This window comes from Aeromonas sp. INTO2 (assembly GCF_049860605.1).
GTDB lineage: Bacteria > Pseudomonadota > Gammaproteobacteria > Enterobacterales > Aeromonadaceae > Aeromonas > Aeromonas caviae.
The window spans coordinates 2,312,101-2,330,994 of record NZ_CP187588.1 but is presented as its reverse complement, the minus strand read 5'-3'; the positions used below and the strand labels follow the sequence as shown (position 1 = coordinate 2,330,994).

Sequence of the window (18,894 nt, the reverse complement as noted above, 5' to 3'; positions counted from 1 at the left end):
ATCCATGGAGAGGCGGGATCCCAGTGGTTTGGCAAATGCATCTTGGGGTCACACTCGGGGGCCGCAAGGGGCGGGGGGAGGCATTGGCCCATTAACCTGGGCTTCCCGCCACCGCAGAGGAGGTCTGCCAATAAGGTCATCGGAGGGAGGTCGCCCTCACATGGGGCAGGGGGTCATCTGATGCACGGCGTCAGAGGCGCAGAGAAAGGGGGTGAGGGGCAGGATGAGAGCCGCAGAGAGCAAGAAGGGGAGCCGCAGCTCCCCTTCCCGTTGGCGGATGCCGGGGTCAGACGGCTTTGTACTCAAGCTCGACTGAACCCAGGGCCTTCAGGGTGGACTGGGCCGAATCCCGCTGGCTGATCTGGCCATCCTTGCTCTCCAGCAGCACGGCGCGGCGCACGGTGGCGAGCTCCTCGCCGCCCAGCACAGCGTGGGCGCAGGCCATCTGCATCGGCGGCAGGCTCGGGTTGAAGGCGGCGTTCTCGGCATAGCGGCCGCAGAAGATGCGCCCGTCCTCGAACTGCAGCGCCACCGCGGCATAGCCCTGGCTGTAGGGGGCATAGCTCTGGCGGGCGGCGGCGAGCGCAGCCTGCCACAGGGGGTCGTCGCTCTCGAGCACCAGCTCGTCGTGAGCCTGGGGGCTCATCAGGGCATCGGTGATCTCGAGATCGGCAGGGCCGAAGGAGTGGGGCAGGAAGGATTGCAGCTCGCTGAGATCGTCCGGCAGGGAGACCTTCAGGGTCTTGGCGGTGCTCAGCTCGTTCATGAACTGGCGGCAGTGGCCGCAGGGGGTGTAGTTCACGGTGATCTCGGAGATCCCGGTCTCGCCACCCAGCCAGGCGTTGGAGATGGCGGACTGCTCGGCATGGACCGAGTGGAACAGCCCCTGGCCCGCGAACTCCATGTTGGCGCCAAAGTACCAGGTGCCGCTCAGGCCGCAGGCGATGGCACCGACGAAGAACCTGGAGATGGGGGCCACCGAGCAGGCGGCCGCCAGCGGCAGCAAGGCCAGACGCAGGGCCCTGTCATCCAGCCCGGTGGCGGCCTTCAGGGTCGCGACCTGGTCCGGGGTGAAACGGGCCTGGAAATCGTCCCCCAGCATGGGCAGCAGGGCGGCCTGGAGCGGGGCGGAAAGGGTCTCGAATGGCTTGGCAAAGCGGGGATGCATACTGTGTCCTCAAAGGCCAATTGGGGGGCCATTGTAGGGAGCAAGCGCGGCGAATTGTGTGAGCGCGCTCACGCCTTGATGGGCAAAGGGGCGGGGATGGTAAAGGAAACGTTTGTCTTTCGCAATCTGTGCGCCAGCTCCCGGCATCAGGGAGGCGAGGGTATCGGATGGAAACGATGAAAGGGCACAGAGGCCATGGCCGCAGGGGCGGCCATGGCAACGGGGATCAGGTCAGCCAGTGGTAGAGGGCGAACAGCAGGGGGGCGATGGCCGCGGTCAGCACACCGCACACCACCATGGCCAGCGACGAGAAGGCGCCCTGGGTCACCCCCTGCTCGGCGGAGGCGGCGGTGCCGATGGCGTGGGCGCAGGCTCCCATGGCGAGCCCCTGGGCCTCGGGGTCGGTGACCCGCATCAGCTTGAGCAGGGGATAGCCCGCCAGGGCCCCCAGGATCCCCACCACCACCACCACGGCGGCGGCGATGGCGGGAATGCCGCCGAGGGACTGGCTGACGCTCATGGCGAGCGGCGTGGTGATGGACTTGGTGGCGATGGAGGCGAGCAGCGCCGGATCCGCCCCCATCAGGTGGCCGACCCCCAGGGTGGTACAGACCGAGATGAGCACCGCGGTGAGGGTGCAGGCCAGGATGGGTGTGAGCTTGTCGCGGATCTGGCGCGCCTGCTGGTAAAGCGGCAGGGCCAGGGCCACCACGGCGGGTTCCAGCAGGGCGGTCAGGGGCGATGCCCCCTGCTGGTACTGATCCAGAGGCAGATCGAGCCAGAGCAGCAGGCCGATGATGACGGCGGTGGGGATCAGCACCGGATTGATGACGGGCCAGGGCAGGCGGCGGTAGAGGGCCCGGGTCATGAAATAGAGGGCCAGGGTGAGGGGCAGGGCGAACCAGAGGATCATGGCTTGTTCATCCTTTGATAGAGGTGGCCGACCGCGCCCAGGATGAGCACGATGCCGAGCACGACGCAGAGCATGATGAGACCGAAGGATTGGCGCAGGGGCTCGAGCCAGGCCACCAGGCCCACCGCCACCGGTACGAACAGCACCCCCATGTGGCGCAGCAGCAGGCCGCCCCCCAGCTCGACCCAGGAGAAGCGGACGATCTGCAAGGAGAGCAGCACGAACAGCAGCAGCATGCCGATGATGCTGCCGGGGAAGGCGAAGGGCAGGATGGCCGCCACGGCCTTGCCTGCCAGCAGACAGGCGATGATGACCAGAAAATCACGAAGGTAGCGCAGGGTGCGTTGCAGCAGCACGGGGGCCTCATCTTGGCAAGTGTGAGCAAGGTCGCAGTTTAACAGGCACGGGGGGGAGGGAACAGGGTCAACTGGTCCGCAGGGGATACAATGGCCCGGCTTCAACCCCATTCACAAGAAGGAGTTCCCATGTCGACCCCCTCTCTCCTGGCCCGGTTGCGCCAACTGCCCGCCGATCCCGCCCTCCCTGACACCCTGCTGCAAACCCGCCAGTGGGAGGGGCCGCTTTGCCGGGTGAGGCTCGACAACACCGGGAAGCAGTCCGAGGCCGTCCACCACTGGCGGCTGTTTGAGGGGGATCTCGGACTTGCGCCCGACGCGGCCATCTACGGGGAGGGGTTCCAGATGCTGGCCCAGACCGGGGGACGCTGGAATGCCCCCGAGCACCTGGGCCGCTGCCCCGATGCGTCTGTCTATCGCATCACCGCCGATGATGGCTACCACACGGTGCACAGCCTGCTGCTGGTGGCGCAGGAGGGGGGCTGGCTGCTGCTGGCCTTTGCGAGCTGCCAGCGCTTTGGCGGGGAATTTCGCCTCCATCCCGACGGGCGCCTCGAGATCGTGATGAACACCGAAGGACGCACCCTGGCGCCGGGTGCGCACTGGCAGAGCGAGGCGCTGATCTGCCTGGAGGGGCCGGACAGGGAGGCCCTGCTCGCGACGCTGGCGCTGCATATCGCCGCCGAGCACGGCTCCCTGGTGGGGGAGGTGCCCACGCGCCCGAGCGGCTGGTGCTCCTGGTATCACTACTACGCGAACGTGAGCGCGGCGGACATTCGCGAGAACCTGGCGGTGCGGGTCGAGCGTTTCCCGGCCCTGCGCTACGTGCAGATAGACGATGGCTATCAGGCCAGAATGGGGGACTGGCTCACCCCTTCCGCCAAGTTCGAGGAGGGGGTGGCGGCCCTGGCAGGGGAGATCCGCGCCGCCGGTTGCGAGCCGGCGCTCTGGGTCGCCCCCTTTATCGCCGAGCCCGGCTCCCGGGTGTTCCAGGAGCATCCTGAGTGGTTCGTGAAAGGGGAGGATGGCCTGCCGCTCCCCTCGGAGCGGGTCACCTACGGGGGCTGGCGCTGCACTCCCTGGTACGTGCTGGATGGCACCCACCCCGAGGTGCAGACGCACCTGGAGCAGGTATTTCGCACCCTGCGTACCCAGTGGGGCATTCACTACTTCAAGCTCGATGCCAACTTCTGGGGGGCCATCCACGGTGGTCGCTTCCACGACCCCGCCGCCACTAGGGTGGAGGCCTATCGGCGCGGCATGGCCGCCATCCTGCGCGGCGCCGGGGAGGGGGCCTTCCTGCTCGGCTGCAATGCGCCGCTGTGGCCGAGCCTCGGCCTAGTGCACGGCATGCGGGTGAGCGATGACGTGGAGCGCCAGGGCCCCCGTTTTCGCCAGATAGCGCGAGAAGCCTTCTGCCGCGCCTGGCAGCACGAGCGGCTCTGGGTGCTGGACCCCGACTGCGTCTGCCTGCGGGATATTCCGGGCCAGCACGGGAGCCGCGCCGAGTACGACTTCCACCTGGCCGCCCTGGTGGCGAGCGGTGGCATGGTACTGGCGGGGGACAGATTGCAGGATCTGGACGAGGCGCAAGGGGCGCGCCTTGGCAAGCTGCTGGCCCTGTGCGCCGCGCGTACCCCGGCGGCCCGCTTCGAGGGGATGGCATTCGAGCGCGGGCGGGTGGCGCTGCCCGGGGGCGGCGAGCTGCTCTGCCTGTTCAACTGGGGGGAGCACGCCTGCGAGTTTCCGTTGGCGCCGGGGGGCACGGACTTCTGGGACGAGACGCCCCTGGGGAGCACCCTGGTGCTGCAAGGGGGGCAGGGGGCGGTGATCCGCTACCCCTGATGGCGTTGCACTGCAAAAAGGCTCCCTCGGGAGCCTTTTTTACGTGGCGAAATGGGCTCTAGAAGTGCCACTCCATCCCGATGGCGTAATTGGCGGAGCCATAGCCCGGGATCTCGTTGCTGGAGGCGAGCGCCTTGACGGTGAGGCGGGTTGTCAGGGGGATGCCGAGCCCCATGCCGATGGCGATCTCGTCGCTCTGATCCCCCATCATGTCCACCCGCAGGGTGCGATAGAGGGAGAGATCCTGGCCTGGGCATAGATCTGGGACGACTTGTTGTAGAGCTGGCCGAACACCTCCATCTGGAAGCCGTTTTGCGGCGTGATGGCCAGGGGAATGCCGGCGAAGCGGTAGAGATCCGAGTGGTTGAAATAGCTGTTGGTGATTTGCGGGGTGAAGTCGGTCTGCTGGTAGAGGGTGCTGAAGTTGTGCTCGATGAGCCGGTAGGTCTGCTCCGGCAGGCGCAAGAGGTAGTCTGGCACCTCGAACCGGGCGCCAGCAAGGGCGGCCTGGGGCAGCAGGGCACAGGCGACGAGTGTCAAAGCAGGCAGAGCTGAACGCATAAAACGAGAGTTCCCCAACAGTCGAAAGCACGGCATCCATGCCGTCAGCGCATCTAAATATTCACACTATCAGGAGCTTGGGCTCCCTGCCCATTATGTCGCGAGCCGAGGAAACGCATCGGTTTTTAACTGTGAAACGGCTCACATCTCACAGATTTTCAAGGTAGTGATAGAGACTCTTTAGAATCGCAAAGTTCCGTTCGTTCCCCTGGTTCTGTTCCGCCAGGGCTTCCAGGCGCGGCACATAATCCGGCAGGCGGCGGCTGAAGTAGTCGCTGCAGTGCAGGCGCCAGCGCTTCTGCTCCGCTTCGCTCAAGGTGTGGGGCCAGTTGCGGGCGCGGTAACGGAACAGCATCTCGGGCAGACGGGGATCCGTGAAGGCAAACTCCCGCTCCCCCAGCAGATCCGCCGGGGTGGCGCGCACCAGATCCATGGTGGACTTGTCGCCGTGGCCGAAGAAGCCGGCGTAGAGCTGGGTATCGGGGTCGCCGTCGGTGCTGCCGGCAAACTCCTGGTTGAACACCTCCACCAGTTTTTCCCGCACCTCGGGGTGGGCCCGCAGCAGATCCAGGCTCTTGCGGCACTGTGCCCGATTGATGCCCAGCTCGTCCGCCCGCTCCGGCGTCAGGGTAGCGGCCGGGGCCAGCACCGGGCACTTGTTGATGTGCACCAGTTTGACCGGAATGCCGGCCAGATCCCCCAGCTCCTCTTTTCTGGTGTAGAGGCGCTCGCGGATCTCCTCGCAGGAGAGCTCTATGAGCGGAGTCGGGTCACGGGTCAGATCCACCATGATCACCGCGTTCTGGTTGGTGGGGTGCCAGGCGAGCGGCGACACCCAGCTTGCGCACCCCTGCCAGGGGGAGAACATGCCGGAGACGTGCACTAGGGGTTTCATGGTCACCACGTCGATGAGGGCCTTCACCTTGTTCTTGTTGCGAAGATCAAAGAGGTACTCGAAGAGCTTGGGCTGGGCTTTTTTCACCAGCCTGGCCATCTCGATGGTGGCCAGCACATCCGAGAGCGCATCGTGGGCGTTGGCGTGGGCCACGCCGTTGGCCACCGTCAGCTTCTCCAGCCGGAAGCTCGGCTTGCCCTCGTCGTCCAGGGCCCACTCTATCCCCTGCGGGCGCAGGGCGTAGCAGGCCCGCAGCATGTCGAGGATGTCCCAGCGGGAGTTGCCGTTCTGCCAGGCGTAGGCATAGGGATCATAGAAGTTGCGATAGAGGGTGTAGCGGGTCACCTCGTCATCGAAGCGGATGCTGTTGTAGCCGAGCACGCAGGTGCCCGGGGTGGCGAACTCTGCGTGGATCTGGCGGATGAAGTCCGCCTCGCACAGGCCGTCCTTCATCGCCTTTTGCGGCGTGATGCCGGTGATGAGGCAGGCTTCCGGCTCCGGCAGGTAATCTGCCGGCGGCTTGCAGTAAATCACCAGCGGCTCGCCGATGATGTTGAAATCCCCGTCGGTGCGAATGCCCGCAAACTGCGACGGCCTGTCTTTGGCCGGACTGATGCCGAAGGTCTCGTAGTCGTGGAAGTAGAACGTGGGCCCGCTGGCCGGGTGCGCTGATGTGCTCATGTTGCTCGAAAGGAGTATCCGATGACGGCGGCGCCTGGCGCCTGGGTGGGGGTGCCATGCACCGCAATTGCCTGCATGGTAAACCATCGCGCTGGCAGAGCGAAGTCCGGGGCGTTCGCCTGGCGCTTTAATGGGCAGTGGGCGTTGTCCGTGAGCCTGGTCATCCCATCGGTCCGGCTCAGGGCAGGGGAAAGTGAGGAGTCAGGGTATTGAGGTCCAGCAGGGTGAAGTAGCCGCCCTCCTCGGGATACCAGCCGCCGGTGTCGATGTAGTGGACGTTGCCAAGGCGCACCGGCACCCTCACCGGGGTGTGGCCCACCACCAGGGCAGCGAGATCCGCGACCCCGCTCTCGTCCAGCCGTTCGATACGGCGCCTTGACCAGAGGCAGACGTTCTTGATGGCCCGAAGCCGTCCGCCGCTCACCCCTGCATCGAGTTGGTCCAGCAGCCCCTGCCAGGAGGAGAAGGGGCAATCGGCGTGAAGCAGCCCGACCGGGCCGGCCGGGGTGGCCACCTCGATGGCCAGGGGCAGGCTGCGGTAGTGGACGGCGAACGCCGCCTGCTCGGCAGGGGTCAGCTGCTGAAACCAGCCGCCGCCGTTTCGGATCCAGTTCTCCCGATCGCAGCTCTCGTAACGGCAGACGTAGTCGTCGTGATTGCCGCAGACCGGGTGAAACCAGGGTCTGGCCAGCCAGTGGATCACCTCGCTGCACTCGGGCCCGCGATCCGCCAGATCCCCGACGCTGAAGAGACGGTCCCGGGCGGGATCAAAATCCAGGGTGTCGAGGGCCTGCTGCAACAGGGCGAAGTGGCCGTGGATGTCGCCGACGGCCAGATCGCGCCCCTGGGCGTTTTGGGGGAAGCGTCTTATCAGGGGAGAGGGTGTCATGGCGTCTCCTGCCTCTATCCCGGACGGGGATGTTTTGTCTGCCTGTACATAAGGTTACAGAAGAAAAGTGGCGAGCGGGCAGGGCCTGGTAAATCATAGGATTGCCCCCGTGAACGTGCGGCGTCACGCGCTGCCTGTGGGGGAGTCACTCCGGGAGGGCGCCTTGTCCGCCCGCTTTCGGAGCCTCTCTTTCTCCACGCTTTTTGACAGGAATCTTGAATGCGGCGTCAGCTGTTGATCTGGATAGGCCCCCTGTGCAGCCTGCTGCTGCTGGGGGCGGCCTTGACCGTCCTCTATCATTTGACCCACCTGTGGCACTGGCACGACATCCGCCAGGCCATCTGGTCACAACCCTTGCCGCAGTTGGGGGGCGCCCTGCTGCTCACCCTGCTCAGCTATGGCTGCCTCTGCTGCTACGATCTGCTGGCCCTGAAGGTGCTGGACAAGCGACTGCCCTGGCAGCAGGTGGGGATGACCTCCTTCATCGCCTACACCTTCTCCAACACCCTGGGCTTTGCGCTGCTCACCGGCTCCTCGGTACGCTACCGGCTCTACTCCTCCCTGGGGCTTGGCACCGGGGAGGTGGCCAAAGTGATCCTCTTTTGCTCCATCACCTTCTTCCTTGGTCTGCTGGGCTGGGGGGGCAGTGCCCTGCTGCTGGGGCAGGGGGCGGCCCTGCTGGTGGACTGGCCCCGCTGGGCGACCGGGTTGTTGCAACTGGCGGGGGGCCTGGCCCTGCTGACGGTGCTGGCGTATCTGGTGTGGCCGGGGACAGCCCTGGTCTGGCGCGGGCACCCGCTGTTCCTGCCGCGCATCAGATACCGCCTGCTGCAACTGCTCATCGCCCTGCTCGACTGGATGGCCGCCGCCGCCGTGCTCTATGTGCTGCTGCCATCGGGCAGCGTGCCCTATCCGGTGCTGCTCAGTGCCTTCGTGCTCTCCAGCCTGCTCGGGGTGCTGGCCCATGTGCCGGGGGGCATCGGGGTCTTCGAGGCGAGCATGAGCCTGCTGCTCACCCACTATCTGCCGGTGGACAAGCTGCTCGCCTCCCTGCTTATCTACCGCTGCGCCTACTACTTCCTGCCCTTCCTCTGTGCCCTGCTGCTGTTCGCAGGTCAGGAACTGCTGCAACAGCGGGCCCGCCTGCACCGGTTGCAGGGGGTGATGATGGCGACCCGGGAGTTTGTGCCCGCCCTGGTGAGCATGGGTACCTTCGCGGCGGGCACCCTGCTGCTCTGCTCCGGGATGATCCCGACCATGAAGGGGCGCATCGAAGCCTTCCTGGAGGTGCTGCCCCTGCACCTGCTGGAGCTCTCCCATGTGCTCGGCAGCGTCAGCGGCGTGTTGCTGCTGTTGCTGGCCCACAGCCTCTACCGCCGTCATGACGGGGCATTCAGGATCACCCAGTGGCTGCTGGGGCTTGGCATGCTGTTCTCCCTGTTCAAGGGGTTTGACTGGGAGTCGGCCCTGCTGCTCGGGGGCTTCTTGCTCATCATCACCCCCTGCCGCCCCCTCTTTTATCGCAAGGGTTCCCTGCTTCACGCCCGGTTCACCCCTTCCTGGCTGATGTCGGTGGGGGCCGTGCTGCTGGGGGCCTTGTGGTTGCTGCTCTTCTCCTACCGCCATGTGGAGTACGACCCCTCCCTCTGGCTGCACGTCTCGGCCCACGGGCCCGGGGCCGCCTCCCGTGCCCTGCGCGCCATGGGGAGCGTCATCGGGGTGCTGGCGGTGGTCGGGGTGGCCCATCTGCTGGCCCCCTTGCGCCTGGCCGTCGGCAAGCCGGATGCCGAGGCGCTCTCCCGTGCCCATGGGCTGGTGATGCGGGCAGGGGGAGGCCACGGCTACCTGGCCCAGCTCGGGGACAAGTCCCTGCTGTTCCATCCAAGCGGCGAGGCCTTCCTCATGTACGGGGCCGAGGGCAGCAGCTGGATAGTGATGGGGGATCCCGTCGGCCAGCCCTCCCTCGTGGAGGAGCTGCTCTGGCAGTTTCGTGAGCGCTGTGACGAGCACGACGTCAGCCCGGTCTTCTACCAGGTGTCTGCCCGTTATCTGCCTGTCTATCTGGATCTCGGGCTCATCCCCTTCAAGCTGGGGGAGGAGGCCATCGTGGATCTGCCGAGCTTCGATCTCGCCGGCAGTCGCCTGCGCAACCTGCGCCAGAGTCATGCCAAGGGCAAGCGGGAAGGGCTGCGCTTCGAGGTGGTGGCCCCCGGTGAGATTGCCCCCCTGCTGCCCGAGTTGAAGGGGATCTCCGACAGCTGGCTGCACAGCAAGCAGGGCAGGGAGAAGGGCTTCTCCGTGGGCAGTTTTGATCCCGCCTACCTCACCCTCAACCCGATGGCGCTGGTGCGGCGGGAGGGGCAAATCGTCGGGTTTGCCAACCTCTGGACCAGCGACAACAAGGAGAGCCTCTCCATCGATCTGATGCGCTACAGCCTGGACACGGGGGCGGCGCCGGTCATGGATTTCCTGTTTGTCGAGCTCCTGCTGTGGGGCAAGCAGGAGGGGTATGCCAGCTTCAACCTGGGGATGGCCCCCATGTCAGGCTTCAACGACAACCCCCTCGGCGGTTACTGGGCCCGCCTTGGCAACACCCTGTTCACCCGGGGCAGCCGTTTCTATAACTTCCAGGGATTGCGGCGTTACAAGGAGAAGTTCGGCCCAAGGTGGGAGCCCCGCTACCTGCTCTGTACCGGTCATCTGGTGCTGCCCCGCACCCTGACTCACCTCGTCTCCCTCATCAGTCGCGGCCCCTTCGGGCTCATGAAGAAATAGGAGTTGGCCCATGAGAGCCATGTTGTTGCTGTTGATTTGCTGTTTCGTCTCCTCGTTCACCCTCCCGGCAGTGGCCGCCCAGCCGGGCCGGGTCGGCGCGGATCTGGGGCTGGTGGAGTTGCCCGTGGCGCAAGCCTCGTCTGCCCCCATGGTGGTCTTCATGAGCGGGGATGGCGGCTGGGCGGCGATGGACAAGGGGCTCAGCGCCCAGTTGCAGGCCCACGGCATGCCGGTGGTGGGCTGGAGCTCGCTCTCCTATTACTGGAAGAAGAAGACGCCGGAGCAGGCGACGGCGGATCTGGTGCGCATCCTCACCGAGTACCAGTCCCGCTGGGGGCGCCAGCGCTGGCTGCTGGTGGGCTTCTCCTTTGGTGCCGAGATAGTGCCCTTCGTCATCAATCGTCTGCCGCCGGCCTATCGCGACAGCCTGGCGGGGGCCGTGATGCTCTCCCCCTCGACGGCGTCGGATTTCGAGATCCACGTCAGCGACATGGTGGTGCACGACAAGGGGGGCCGCTATCCCACCCTGCCGGAGGTGACACGGATCCAGAGTCTGCCGCTGCTCTGCGTGCAGGGGGCGGAGGACGACTCCCCGGTCAAACTCTGTCCGCGCTTGCAGCAGCCGAACGTGACGACGGTGACCCTGCCGGGCTCCCACCACTTCGACGACAACTACCAGACCCTGTACCAGCAGATTGCCGTGCACCTGGGCCTGGCCCAATAACGGCGAGAGGCCGGGAAAATGACACAGGGCGGCCAATGGCCGCCCTGTTGCCATGGCCCCTTGCAACTGTCCAGGGGGCCGGCATGCCGGGATCAGAGCAGATCTTCGAGCTGGTACTTCTTGAGCAGGGTGTTGAAGGTGCCGTCGGCCTTGACGCTCTCGATGGCGGCATCGAAGCGGGCCTTGAGCTTGTCATCGTTCTTGCGAAGGGCCACCGCCACCCCTTCTCCCAGGATCTTGTCCTGGGTGCCGTTGAACTGGGGACCGACGAAGGCGAACTGCTTGCCCATCTCCTTGTCGAGGAAGCCCACCTTCAACTGCACCATGTTGCCGAAGGTGTAGTCGGCGCGGCCGGACTGCAGATCCAGCATGGGGGACTGGGCGTTGACGTAGCGCTTGATCTTGGCCACCTCACCGTAGCGGGCGGTGATGAAGTTGTCCTGGGGGGTGCCCTCCTGCACCGCGATCACCTTGCCTTTGAAGTGGGCCGGATCGTCTGCAAAGTCGGCCGCCTTGTCGCTGCGCCCCACGAAGCGGTTCTGCATCATGTAGTAGACCTGGCTGAAGTCCACTTTCTGGCGCCGCTCGTCGGTGATGTTCATGGAGGACATGATGGCGTCGTACTTGCGCACCTGCAGGCCGGGCAGCAGGGCATCCCAGGGCTGGTTGATCACCTCGCACTCGGTCTTCATCGCAGCGCACAGGGCATAGGCCAGATCGACCTCGAAGCCGCCGAGCTTGCCGTTGCTGTCGACCATCTCGAAGGGGGGATAGGTGGCATCGGTGGCGATCACCAGGGGTTTGGCGGCGGCCTGGCCGGCGGTGGCCAGGGCCATCAGCATCATCAGTGTGTTGAGTTTCATGGTCAGTCCCTTGAAGTGTGGTGTCATTCCTAGCGTGCTAAAGGGTGCCGGCCTCAAGGGCCGACGGCTATCTTGCGATGGGTGAGGGCCGGCAACTGGCTGCGCACCGTGCGCTGTGCTGCCAAATCCAGGGTGGCGATGGCCATGCCCTGACCCTCCTCTACCTGGGCCAGTATCCGGCCCCAGGGATCGATGATCATGCTGTGGCCGAAGGTGCGCCGCCCACCGGGGTGGTGTCCCCCCTGGGCACTGGCAAACACGAAGGCCAGATTCTCTACCGCCCGGGCCCGCAGCAGCAGCGCCCAGTGCGCGAGCCCGGTGGTGTGGGTGAAGGCCGCGGGCAGGGCGATGAAATCGGGGGCGGGCCCCAGGCGAAACAGCTCCGGGAAGCGCAGGTCGTAGCAGATCCCGAGGCGCAGTACGCCCCAGGGCAGGGGATGGCTCACCACCTCCCGTCCCGGGGTCATGGTCGCGGCCTCGTCATACTGCTCCTGCCCGGTGCAAAAGCCAAACAGGTGCAGCTTGTCGTAGCGGCTTGCGATCTGCCCTTGGGGGTCGATGAGCAGGCTGCTGTTGTGCATCTTGCCGGGCTCGTGGCTGGCAAGCGGCAATGTGCCGGCCAGGATCCAGACGTCGAGCTCCCGTGCCAGCCCCTGTACCCAGGCAAGCAGGGGGTGATCGTCAACGGGGGCGGCCAGGGCCACTCGCGCCCGCTCATCGACCGGCATCAGGTAGAAATATTCGGGCAGCAGGGTCAGCTCGGCCCCCTCGGCCGCGGCCTGACGCAGCAACGCCTCGGCCTGGGCCAGGTTGTGGTCAAGGTCATCCCCGGAGACCATCTGGAGGACGGCAACGCGCAGTGAATCCATGGTGCCCCCTAGACGGCGCACAGGCGCTCGGCGCCCGCCAGCAGGGTGTCGTCATCCTTGGAGAAGGAGAGGCGGATGACCCGCTGATCCGTGCCGTCGTGATAGAAGGCGGAGACCGGAATGGTGGCGACCCCGTGATCGCGGATGAGCCGCTGCACGAAGAGGCTGTCCGGCTCGTCGCTTACCCGCTCGTAGCTTGCCAGCATGAAGAAGCTGCCCGCCGAGGGGAGCAGGGTCAGGCGCGAACCGGCCAGGGCCGTGGCGAGCAGGTCGCGCTTGCGCTGGTAGAAGGCTGCCAGCCCATGATAGTGGGCCGGTTGCTGCAACAGGTGGGCGAAGCCGTACTGCATGGGGGTGTCGGCGGCGAACATGGCGAACTGGTGCACCTTGCGGATCTCCTCCATCAGGGGGCGGGGCGCCACGCAGTAGCCCACCCGCCAGCCGGTGACGTGGAAGGTCTTGCCGAAGGAGAAGACGGCGACGGAGCGCTCCACCAGCTCCGGATAGCGGATGACGCTCTGGTGCAGGGCGCCGTCGAACACCACGTGCTCGTACACCTCGTCCGAGAGGATCAGGATGTCGGTGCCGCGCACCAGGCGGGCGAGGCGCTCCTGATCCCCTGCCTGCCAGACGGTGCCGGTGGGGTTGTGGGGGGTGTTGAGCACTATCATGCGGGTGCGGGGGGTGATGCGGGCGGCCACCTCGTCCCAGGGAATGGCGAAATCCGGCGCCTTGAGGGCGATCACCACAGGGGTGGCTCCCTGCAACTGGATCATGGGGCGGTAGCTGTCAAACGCCGGCTCGAACATGATCACCTCGTCGCCGGGGTGAACCAGGGCGGTGATGGCGCAGAACAGGGCTTCGCTGGCGCTGGCGGTGATGGTGATCTCCTCGCCCGCGTCATAGTGATGGCCGTAGCTGGCTGCAATCTTGGCCGCCAGTTGTTCGCGCAGGGCAGGCAGCCCCGTCATGGGGGCGTACTGGTTTTCACCGGCCAGCATGGCCTCGTGGGTCACCCGGATGAGCTCGGGATCGCAGGGGAAGCTCGGCGCCCCCTGGGAGAGGTTGATGCTGGGATGGCGGGCGGCCAGATCCCCGATCACGGTGAAGATGGTGGTGCCCACCTGGGGCAGTTTGCTGGAAACCTGGGGGATGGACATGGCGCCGTCACCTGCGTGTGTGAAAGAGGTCCCTTTTTAGCCCCCCCAAGGCTTGCCGGACAACGGATTATTCGGCATGGTATGCATGAGTTTTTCTCAAGCATGGAGGCTTGTCATGTTGTCCACCCAGCCGCGTACTCAGTTGCCTCTCTATGGCCTGCAGGTCTTCGAGTGTTCTGCCCGCCACCTGAGTTTTACCCTGGCCGCCGACGAGCTGTGCGTGAGCCAGGGGGCGGTGAGCAAGCAGATCGCCCAGTTGGAGGCGCGCTTGGGCCACCTGCTGTTCGTGCGCGGCACCCGTTGTCTCACCTTGACCCCCGCCGCCGAGCGGCTGCTCCCTTTCGTTCGTGAAGGGCTGGCCCGCATGGGGGAGGGGCTCAGCGCCTTGCAGGCCCTGCCCCACGAGCAGGCGATCAGCATCAAGGTGCCCTCCTGCGCCAGCCGCTGGCTGCTGCGGCGGTTGCAGGCGTTCGAGGGGGAGGCGGTGGAGGTGCGTGGCAGCCACAGCCATGGCATCGACTTCTCCCGGGAGCCCTTCGATCTCGCCATCGTCTACCAGCCCTGCCTGGGGCGCTATCCCCACAGCCAGCCCCTGTTTCGGGAACGGCTGACCCCGGTCTGCGCCCCGGCGTTTGCTGCCAAGCATCGTCTGTTCGAGCGCGACCAGAACGAGCTGCCCCTGCTGCCTCTCATCCATGCCAGCGCCGATAGGCGGGACTGGCGCAACTGGTTTGCCGCCTTCCTCGACATCCCCTGGCAGCCCCAGGGGGGGCAGCTGTTCGATACCCTGGACTTGGCGATGAATGCTGCGCTGCAGGGATTTGGCCTCTCTCTCGGGGATCCCACCATAGTGGCCGAGGAGCTGGAGAGCGGCGCCCTGGTCGCTCCCTTTGCCCCCGTGCTGGAGACGGATCACGAATACGCCCTGCTCGCCCGGCCTGACAACCAGCGCCACGGGGTGCAGCGGGTCTGTCACTGGCTGCTGGAGGGGGAGGAGGGTCATCCCTGAGGGGACGCGAAATGAAACAGCCCCGCGGGCGGGGCTGTTGTCAGGTGAATACCATCTCCATACAGTCATGGTGATGGCCGCTGGCCGATTAAGGGGTCACTGGCAGATCTTGTAGTAGACCTCGTTCCAGCGCAGTTGCTCCTTGAGCGCGGGGATGCGGGTGTGCTCGTCGATGACCACAAACTCGATGCCCATGATGTCGGCGAAGGTGCGCAGCTGCTCGATGTTCACCGCCTGGGTGAACACCGAGTGGTGGGCGGCGCCCGCCAGGATCCAGGCCTCGGCGCTGGTCTGCAGGTCCGGCAGGGGTTTCCACAGGGCGCTGGCCACCGGGAGTTTCGGCATGGCCTCTGGCAGGTCCACCACTTCCAGCTGATTGACCACCAGGCGGAAACGGTTGCCGAGATCGATGAGGCTGGCGTTGACCGCCTTGCCCGCCGGGGCCGCGAACAGCAGGCGGGCCGGATCGGCCTTCTTGCCTATGCCTAAATGCTGGGTGTCCAGCACGGGTTTGCCTGCGGCGATGGAGGGGCAGACTTCCAGCATGTGGGCTCCCAGCACCAGGTTGTTGCCCGCTTCCAGATGGTAGGTGTAGTCCTCCATGAAGGAGGCACCCCCCGCAAGGCCATATCCCATCACTTTCAGGGTGCGCAAGAGGGCCGCGGTCTTCCAGTCCCCTTCTGCCCCAAAACCGAAGCCTTGCTCCATCAGGCGCTGGCAGGCGAGGCCCGGCAGTTGGTGCAGACCATAGAGATCTTCGAAGGTGGTGGTGAAAGCGCCAAAGCCGCCGTCGGTGAGGAACTTCTTCATCCCCAGCTCCTGGCGCGCCGCCTCGTACAAGGAGGCACGCAGCGGCCCACCCGCCTGCACCGCCTCGGTCAGGGTGTAGGTCGCCTCATATTCGGCCAGCAGCGCCTCGATGTCGCTGTCGGGCACGGCATCGATCACCTTGACCAGATCGCCGACCGGGTGGTAGTTCACCTGATAGCCGAACTGGATCTGGGCCTCAATCTTGTCGCCCTCGGTGACCGCCACGTTGCGCATGTTGTCGCCAAAACGGGCGATCTTGAGGTGGCGGCTGTCGTGGATGGCGGCGGCGATGCGCATCCAGTTGCCAATCTTCTGTCTGGCCTCTTCATCCTGCCAGTGACCCACCACCACGGTGCGTGGCAGCCGCAGGCGGGCCCCCATGAAGCCGAACTCGCGTCCGCCGTGGGCGGTCTGGTTCAGGTTCATGAAGTCCATGTCGATCTCGCTCCAGGGGAGATCCCGGTTGAACTGGGTGTGGAACTGCAGCAGAGGCTTTTGCAACTGGCTCAGCGCCGGGATCCACATCTTGGCAGGGGAGAAGGTGTGCATCCACACCATGAGCCCGGCGCAGCGCTGGTCGTGGTTGGCATCCCGGGCCACCGCGCTGATTTCATCCAGGGTGGTGCCGGTGGGTTTGAGCACTATCTTGAGGGGCAGGTTCGCCCCTTCGTTGAACTGGCTGGCGATGGTGTGGGCGTGATCGGCCACCTGCTTCAATGTGGTGGCGCCATACAGGTGCTGGCTGCCGACCAGGAACCACACTTCCAGCTGTTTCATCAATTCCATGAGTTTGTCCTCTTTTAGGCTTTTGTCTGGCCGTAATAGGCGTGTTTGCCATGCTTGCGCTGGTAGTGCTTCTCCAGCAGGTAATCGGGCAGGGGGCGGGCCCCCGGGTTGATCTGGCCGGTGAGCCAGGCCATGCGGGCCACCTCTTCCAGCACCACGGCGTTGTGTACTGCATCCTCGGCGCTCTTGCCCCAGCTGAAGGGGCCGTGGTTGGCCACCAGTACCCCCGGCATGGTGAGGATGGGGGTCTGCTTGAGGGTTTCGACGATGAGATGACCGGTCAGCCCCTCGTAGTCCTCCTCCACTTCGCCCGGGGTGAGCAGGCGGGAGCAGGGGATCTCGCCGTGGAAGTAGTCGGCCTGGGTGGTGCCGAAAATGGGGATGGGGCGCCCCGCCTGGGCCCAGGCGGTGGCATGGGTGGAGTGGGTGTGCACCACGCCGCCAAGCTCCGGATAGGCGCGATAGAGCACCAGGTGGGTGGCGGTGTCGGAGGAGGGGCGCAAGGCGCCCTCAACCTGCTTGCCCGCCAGATCCAGCACCACCATGTCCTCGACCCGCATCCGCTCGTAGCTGACGCCGCTTGGCTTTATCACCACCAGATTGCGCTCTCGGTCGATGCCGCTCACGTTGCCCCAGGTGAAGGTCACCAGGCCATGGCGCGGCAGATCCAGATTGGCGGCGAGCACCTGCTCCTTGAGGATCTTGAGGTTCATGCCGGCACCCCCCGGTTGTAGAGCGGTTCGGCGGCGGCGCCCCAGGCGAGGTAGCGCTGGTAGAGGCGCTCGTATTCGGCGACCCGCTCAGGGTGTGGCTGGTGGGTGCGCTCCACGGCGCTCGCCATGTGGTGCTGGGCCTTGGCCACATCGGGATGGATCCCGGCCGCCACGGCGGCAAAGATGGCCGCCCCCAGGGCGCAGCACTGATCCGAGGCCACCACCTGGATAGGCCTGTTCATCACGTCGGCGCAGGTCTGCATCACAGTGGTGGACTTGCGGGCGATGCCGCCAAGGGCGATCACCTGCTCCACCGGCACCTGTTGACTGGTCATGCACTCCATGATGCTGCGGGCGCCGAAGGCGGTGGAGGCCACCAGGGCGCCGAAGAGATCGGGGGCATCGGTGCCGAGGTTGATCCCCGTGAGGGTGCCCTGCAGGCGCTGGTTGGCATAGGGGGTGCGCCGGCCGTTGAACCAGTCGAGCACCACCGGGAGGTGCGCCAGGTCGCGCTGCTGATCCCAGGCGGCGGCAAGGCTGGGTAACAGGGCCTGCTTGTGGCGCTCGATGGCGGTGCGAAGCTCCGGATACTGGGCGGCGAGGCTGTCAAGGGGCCAGCCGAGCTGGCGCTGATACCAGGCATAGATGTCACCGAACGCCGACTGTCCCGCCTCCAGCCCCACCATGCCCGGCACCACGCTGCCATCCACCTGGCCGCAGATCCCGGCAATGGCCCGATCACCTATGGTGGCTTCGCCTGCGATCAGGATGTCGCAGGTGGAGGTGCCTATCACCTTCACCAGCGCATTGTTGCCGGCCCCGGCTCCCACCGCCCCCATGTGGCAGTCAAAGGCGCCGCCGGCGATCACCACCTCGCAGGATAGGTGCAGCCGCTCCGCCCACTCCGGGGTCAGGGTGCCGACCGGGAGATCGGCGGTCCAGCTGTCGGTAAAGAGGGGGAAGTCGAGATCCTCCGTCAGCAGGGGATCCAGGGCATTGAGGAAGTCGGCGGGGGGCAGGCCGCCCCAGCTCGGGTGCCAGAGGGACTTGTGGCCGGCGGCGCAGCGCCCGCGCTTGAGGGTGGCCGGGGCCTGGGTGCCGCTCAGGATGGCGGGGACCCAGTCACACAGCTCGACCCAGTTGCAGGCGGCGGCGCGCACGGCGGCATCGGCTCGGGAGACGTGCAGGATCTTGGCCCAGAACCACTCGGAGGAGTAAATGCCGCCGATGTAGCGGCTGTAGTCGGGGAACTGGCCGCCGTGGCACAGGGCAGTGATGGCCTCCGCCTCCTCGATGGCGGTGTGATCCTTCCACAGCACGAACATGGCGTTGGGGTTGTCGGCAAACTCCGGACGCAGGGCCAGCACACGGCCCTCTGCATCGATGGGAGCTGGCGTCGAGCCGGTGCTGTCCACCCCGATGCCACGCACGGCGGTGCGCTGACTCGGCGTGAGCTGGCTCACCACTGCCACCACCGCCTGCTCCATGGACTCCAGATAGTCGAGGGGGTGGTGGCGGAACTGGTTGTTGACCGGTTGGCAGTAGTGGCCTGCCTGCCAGCGCGGGTAATAGACGACATGGGTCGCCAGCTCGGCGCCGTCCTGGCAGCGCACGGCGAGTGCCCTGACCGAGTCGCTGCCGAAATCGAGTCCGATGACGATGTGCTCAGACATAAGTGCTCCTGACCATCAATGAGGGGTGACTGGGGGGAACCATAGGAGATGGGCAGGAGGGGCGGTTAGCCATTGGCTGCTGGAAATATGGATTTTAACGCTGTCAGTGCGACAGGGTGACGGCTCTCTAAAATTCAATATGTGACGAAATTGCTAATTATATAGACGAAATGGCTGCAATCTCATGGCGTGATCCTGCTCTCC

At 65.7% G+C, this 18,894-nt stretch carries 15 protein-coding genes and 1 pseudogene; 4 read left to right on the top strand and 12 right to left on the bottom strand.

Annotation, left to right across the window (positions count from 1 at the left end; genetic code table 11):
- Positions 1-286: 286 nt before the first annotated feature.
- The 3 genes from cdd to ACPW74_RS11005 all read right to left on the bottom strand — a co-directional run bounded on the left by cdd (position 287) and on the right by ACPW74_RS11005 (position 2,437).
- Positions 287-1,168 carry a cytidine deaminase gene (gene cdd, locus ACPW74_RS11015; RefSeq protein ID WP_049636215.1) on the bottom strand — a complete coding sequence of 294 codons (882 nt, stop codon included), beginning with the start codon at positions 1,166-1,168 and terminating at the stop codon, positions 287-289.
- Between the two features lie 226 nt (positions 1,169-1,394).
- Entirely contained in the window at positions 1,395-2,081 is a 687-nt protein-coding gene (locus ACPW74_RS11010; RefSeq protein WP_041212945.1) for an LrgB family protein, read from the bottom strand.
- Positions 2,078-2,437 carry a CidA/LrgA family protein gene (locus ACPW74_RS11005; protein WP_010674461.1) on the bottom strand — a complete coding sequence of 120 codons (360 nt, stop codon included), beginning with the start codon at positions 2,435-2,437 and terminating at the stop codon, positions 2,078-2,080. Before ACPW74_RS11005 ends, ACPW74_RS11010 begins: the two co-directional genes overlap by 4 nt.
- 129 nt (positions 2,438-2,566) lie before the next feature.
- On the opposite strand from ACPW74_RS11005, the gene ACPW74_RS11000 reads away from it, so the two are divergent.
- Complete coding sequence (locus ACPW74_RS11000) at positions 2,567-4,282, top strand: glycoside hydrolase family 36 protein (protein ID WP_049636214.1); 1,716 nt, start codon at positions 2,567-2,569, stop codon at positions 4,280-4,282.
- A 58-nt stretch (positions 4,283-4,340) separates the two neighbouring features.
- Here the strand turns inward: ACPW74_RS11000 and ACPW74_RS10995 are convergent.
- The 3 genes and pseudogenes from ACPW74_RS10995 to ACPW74_RS10985 all read right to left on the bottom strand — a co-directional run bounded on the left by ACPW74_RS10995 (position 4,341) and on the right by ACPW74_RS10985 (position 7,308).
- Positions 4,341-4,843, bottom strand: a pseudogene (locus tag ACPW74_RS10995) (hypothetical protein).
- A gap of 148 nt (positions 4,844-4,991) precedes the next feature.
- On the bottom strand, positions 4,992-6,419 hold the full coding sequence (sbcB, locus tag ACPW74_RS10990) for an exodeoxyribonuclease I (RefSeq protein ID WP_049636213.1): 1,428 nt from the start codon (positions 6,417-6,419) through the stop codon (positions 4,992-4,994).
- A gap of 178 nt (positions 6,420-6,597) precedes the next feature.
- Positions 6,598-7,308 (bottom strand): metallophosphoesterase, encoded by a 711-nt coding sequence (locus ACPW74_RS10985; protein ID WP_049636212.1) that lies wholly within the window; start codon positions 7,306-7,308, stop codon positions 6,598-6,600.
- Positions 7,309-7,527: 219 nt separating this feature from the next.
- Between ACPW74_RS10985 and mprF the strand changes: the two genes are divergently transcribed.
- Both mprF and ACPW74_RS10975 read left to right on the top strand, forming a co-directional pair.
- A complete protein-coding gene (gene mprF, locus ACPW74_RS10980; protein ID WP_049636211.1) occupies positions 7,528-10,083 on the top strand; it encodes a bifunctional lysylphosphatidylglycerol flippase/synthetase MprF in 2,556 nt (851 codons plus the stop codon).
- Positions 10,084-10,093: 10 nt separating this feature from the next.
- The gene (locus tag ACPW74_RS10975; RefSeq protein WP_049636210.1) at positions 10,094-10,807 is read left to right on the top strand and encodes an AcvB/VirJ family lysyl-phosphatidylglycerol hydrolase; all 714 of its coding nucleotides are present in this window, start codon (positions 10,094-10,096) and stop codon (positions 10,805-10,807) included.
- Between the two features lie 92 nt (positions 10,808-10,899).
- Here ACPW74_RS10975 and ACPW74_RS10970 read toward each other — a convergent pair whose 3' ends face one another.
- The 3 genes from ACPW74_RS10970 to ACPW74_RS10960 are packed head-to-tail and all read right to left on the bottom strand — an operon-like array spanning position 10,900 to position 13,699.
- Positions 10,900-11,670: an ABC transporter substrate-binding protein gene (locus tag ACPW74_RS10970; protein WP_049636209.1), complete on the bottom strand. Its 771-nt coding sequence runs from the start codon at positions 11,668-11,670 to the stop codon at positions 10,900-10,902.
- Between the two features lie 53 nt (positions 11,671-11,723).
- Complete coding sequence (locus ACPW74_RS10965; protein WP_049636256.1) at positions 11,724-12,539, bottom strand: carbon-nitrogen hydrolase family protein; 816 nt, start codon at positions 12,537-12,539, stop codon at positions 11,724-11,726.
- A gap of 8 nt (positions 12,540-12,547) precedes the next feature.
- A complete protein-coding gene (locus ACPW74_RS10960) occupies positions 12,548-13,699 on the bottom strand; it encodes a methionine aminotransferase (protein ID WP_049636208.1) in 1,152 nt (383 codons plus the stop codon).
- A 115-nt stretch (positions 13,700-13,814) separates the two neighbouring features.
- Here ACPW74_RS10960 and ACPW74_RS10955 point away from each other — a divergent pair, with 115 nt between their 5' ends.
- Positions 13,815-14,708, top strand: a complete 894-nt coding sequence (locus tag ACPW74_RS10955; RefSeq protein WP_425859150.1) for a LysR family transcriptional regulator — start codon at positions 13,815-13,817, stop codon at positions 14,706-14,708.
- Between the two features lie 96 nt (positions 14,709-14,804).
- On the opposite strand, the gene araA is transcribed toward ACPW74_RS10955, so the two are convergent.
- The 3 genes from araA to ACPW74_RS10940 are packed head-to-tail and all read right to left on the bottom strand — an operon-like array spanning position 14,805 to position 18,690.
- Positions 14,805-16,304, bottom strand: a complete 1,500-nt coding sequence (gene araA, locus ACPW74_RS10950; RefSeq protein ID WP_049636206.1) for an L-arabinose isomerase — start codon at positions 16,302-16,304, stop codon at positions 14,805-14,807.
- A gap of 14 nt (positions 16,305-16,318) precedes the next feature.
- Positions 16,319-17,017 (bottom strand): L-ribulose-5-phosphate 4-epimerase, encoded by a 699-nt coding sequence (locus tag ACPW74_RS10945; protein ID WP_049636205.1) that lies wholly within the window; start codon positions 17,015-17,017, stop codon positions 16,319-16,321.
- Positions 17,014-18,690: a ribulokinase gene (locus ACPW74_RS10940; RefSeq protein ID WP_049636204.1), complete on the bottom strand. Its 1,677-nt coding sequence runs from the start codon at positions 18,688-18,690 to the stop codon at positions 17,014-17,016. Before ACPW74_RS10940 ends, ACPW74_RS10945 begins: the two co-directional genes overlap by 4 nt.
- Positions 18,691-18,894 lie beyond the last annotated feature (204 nt).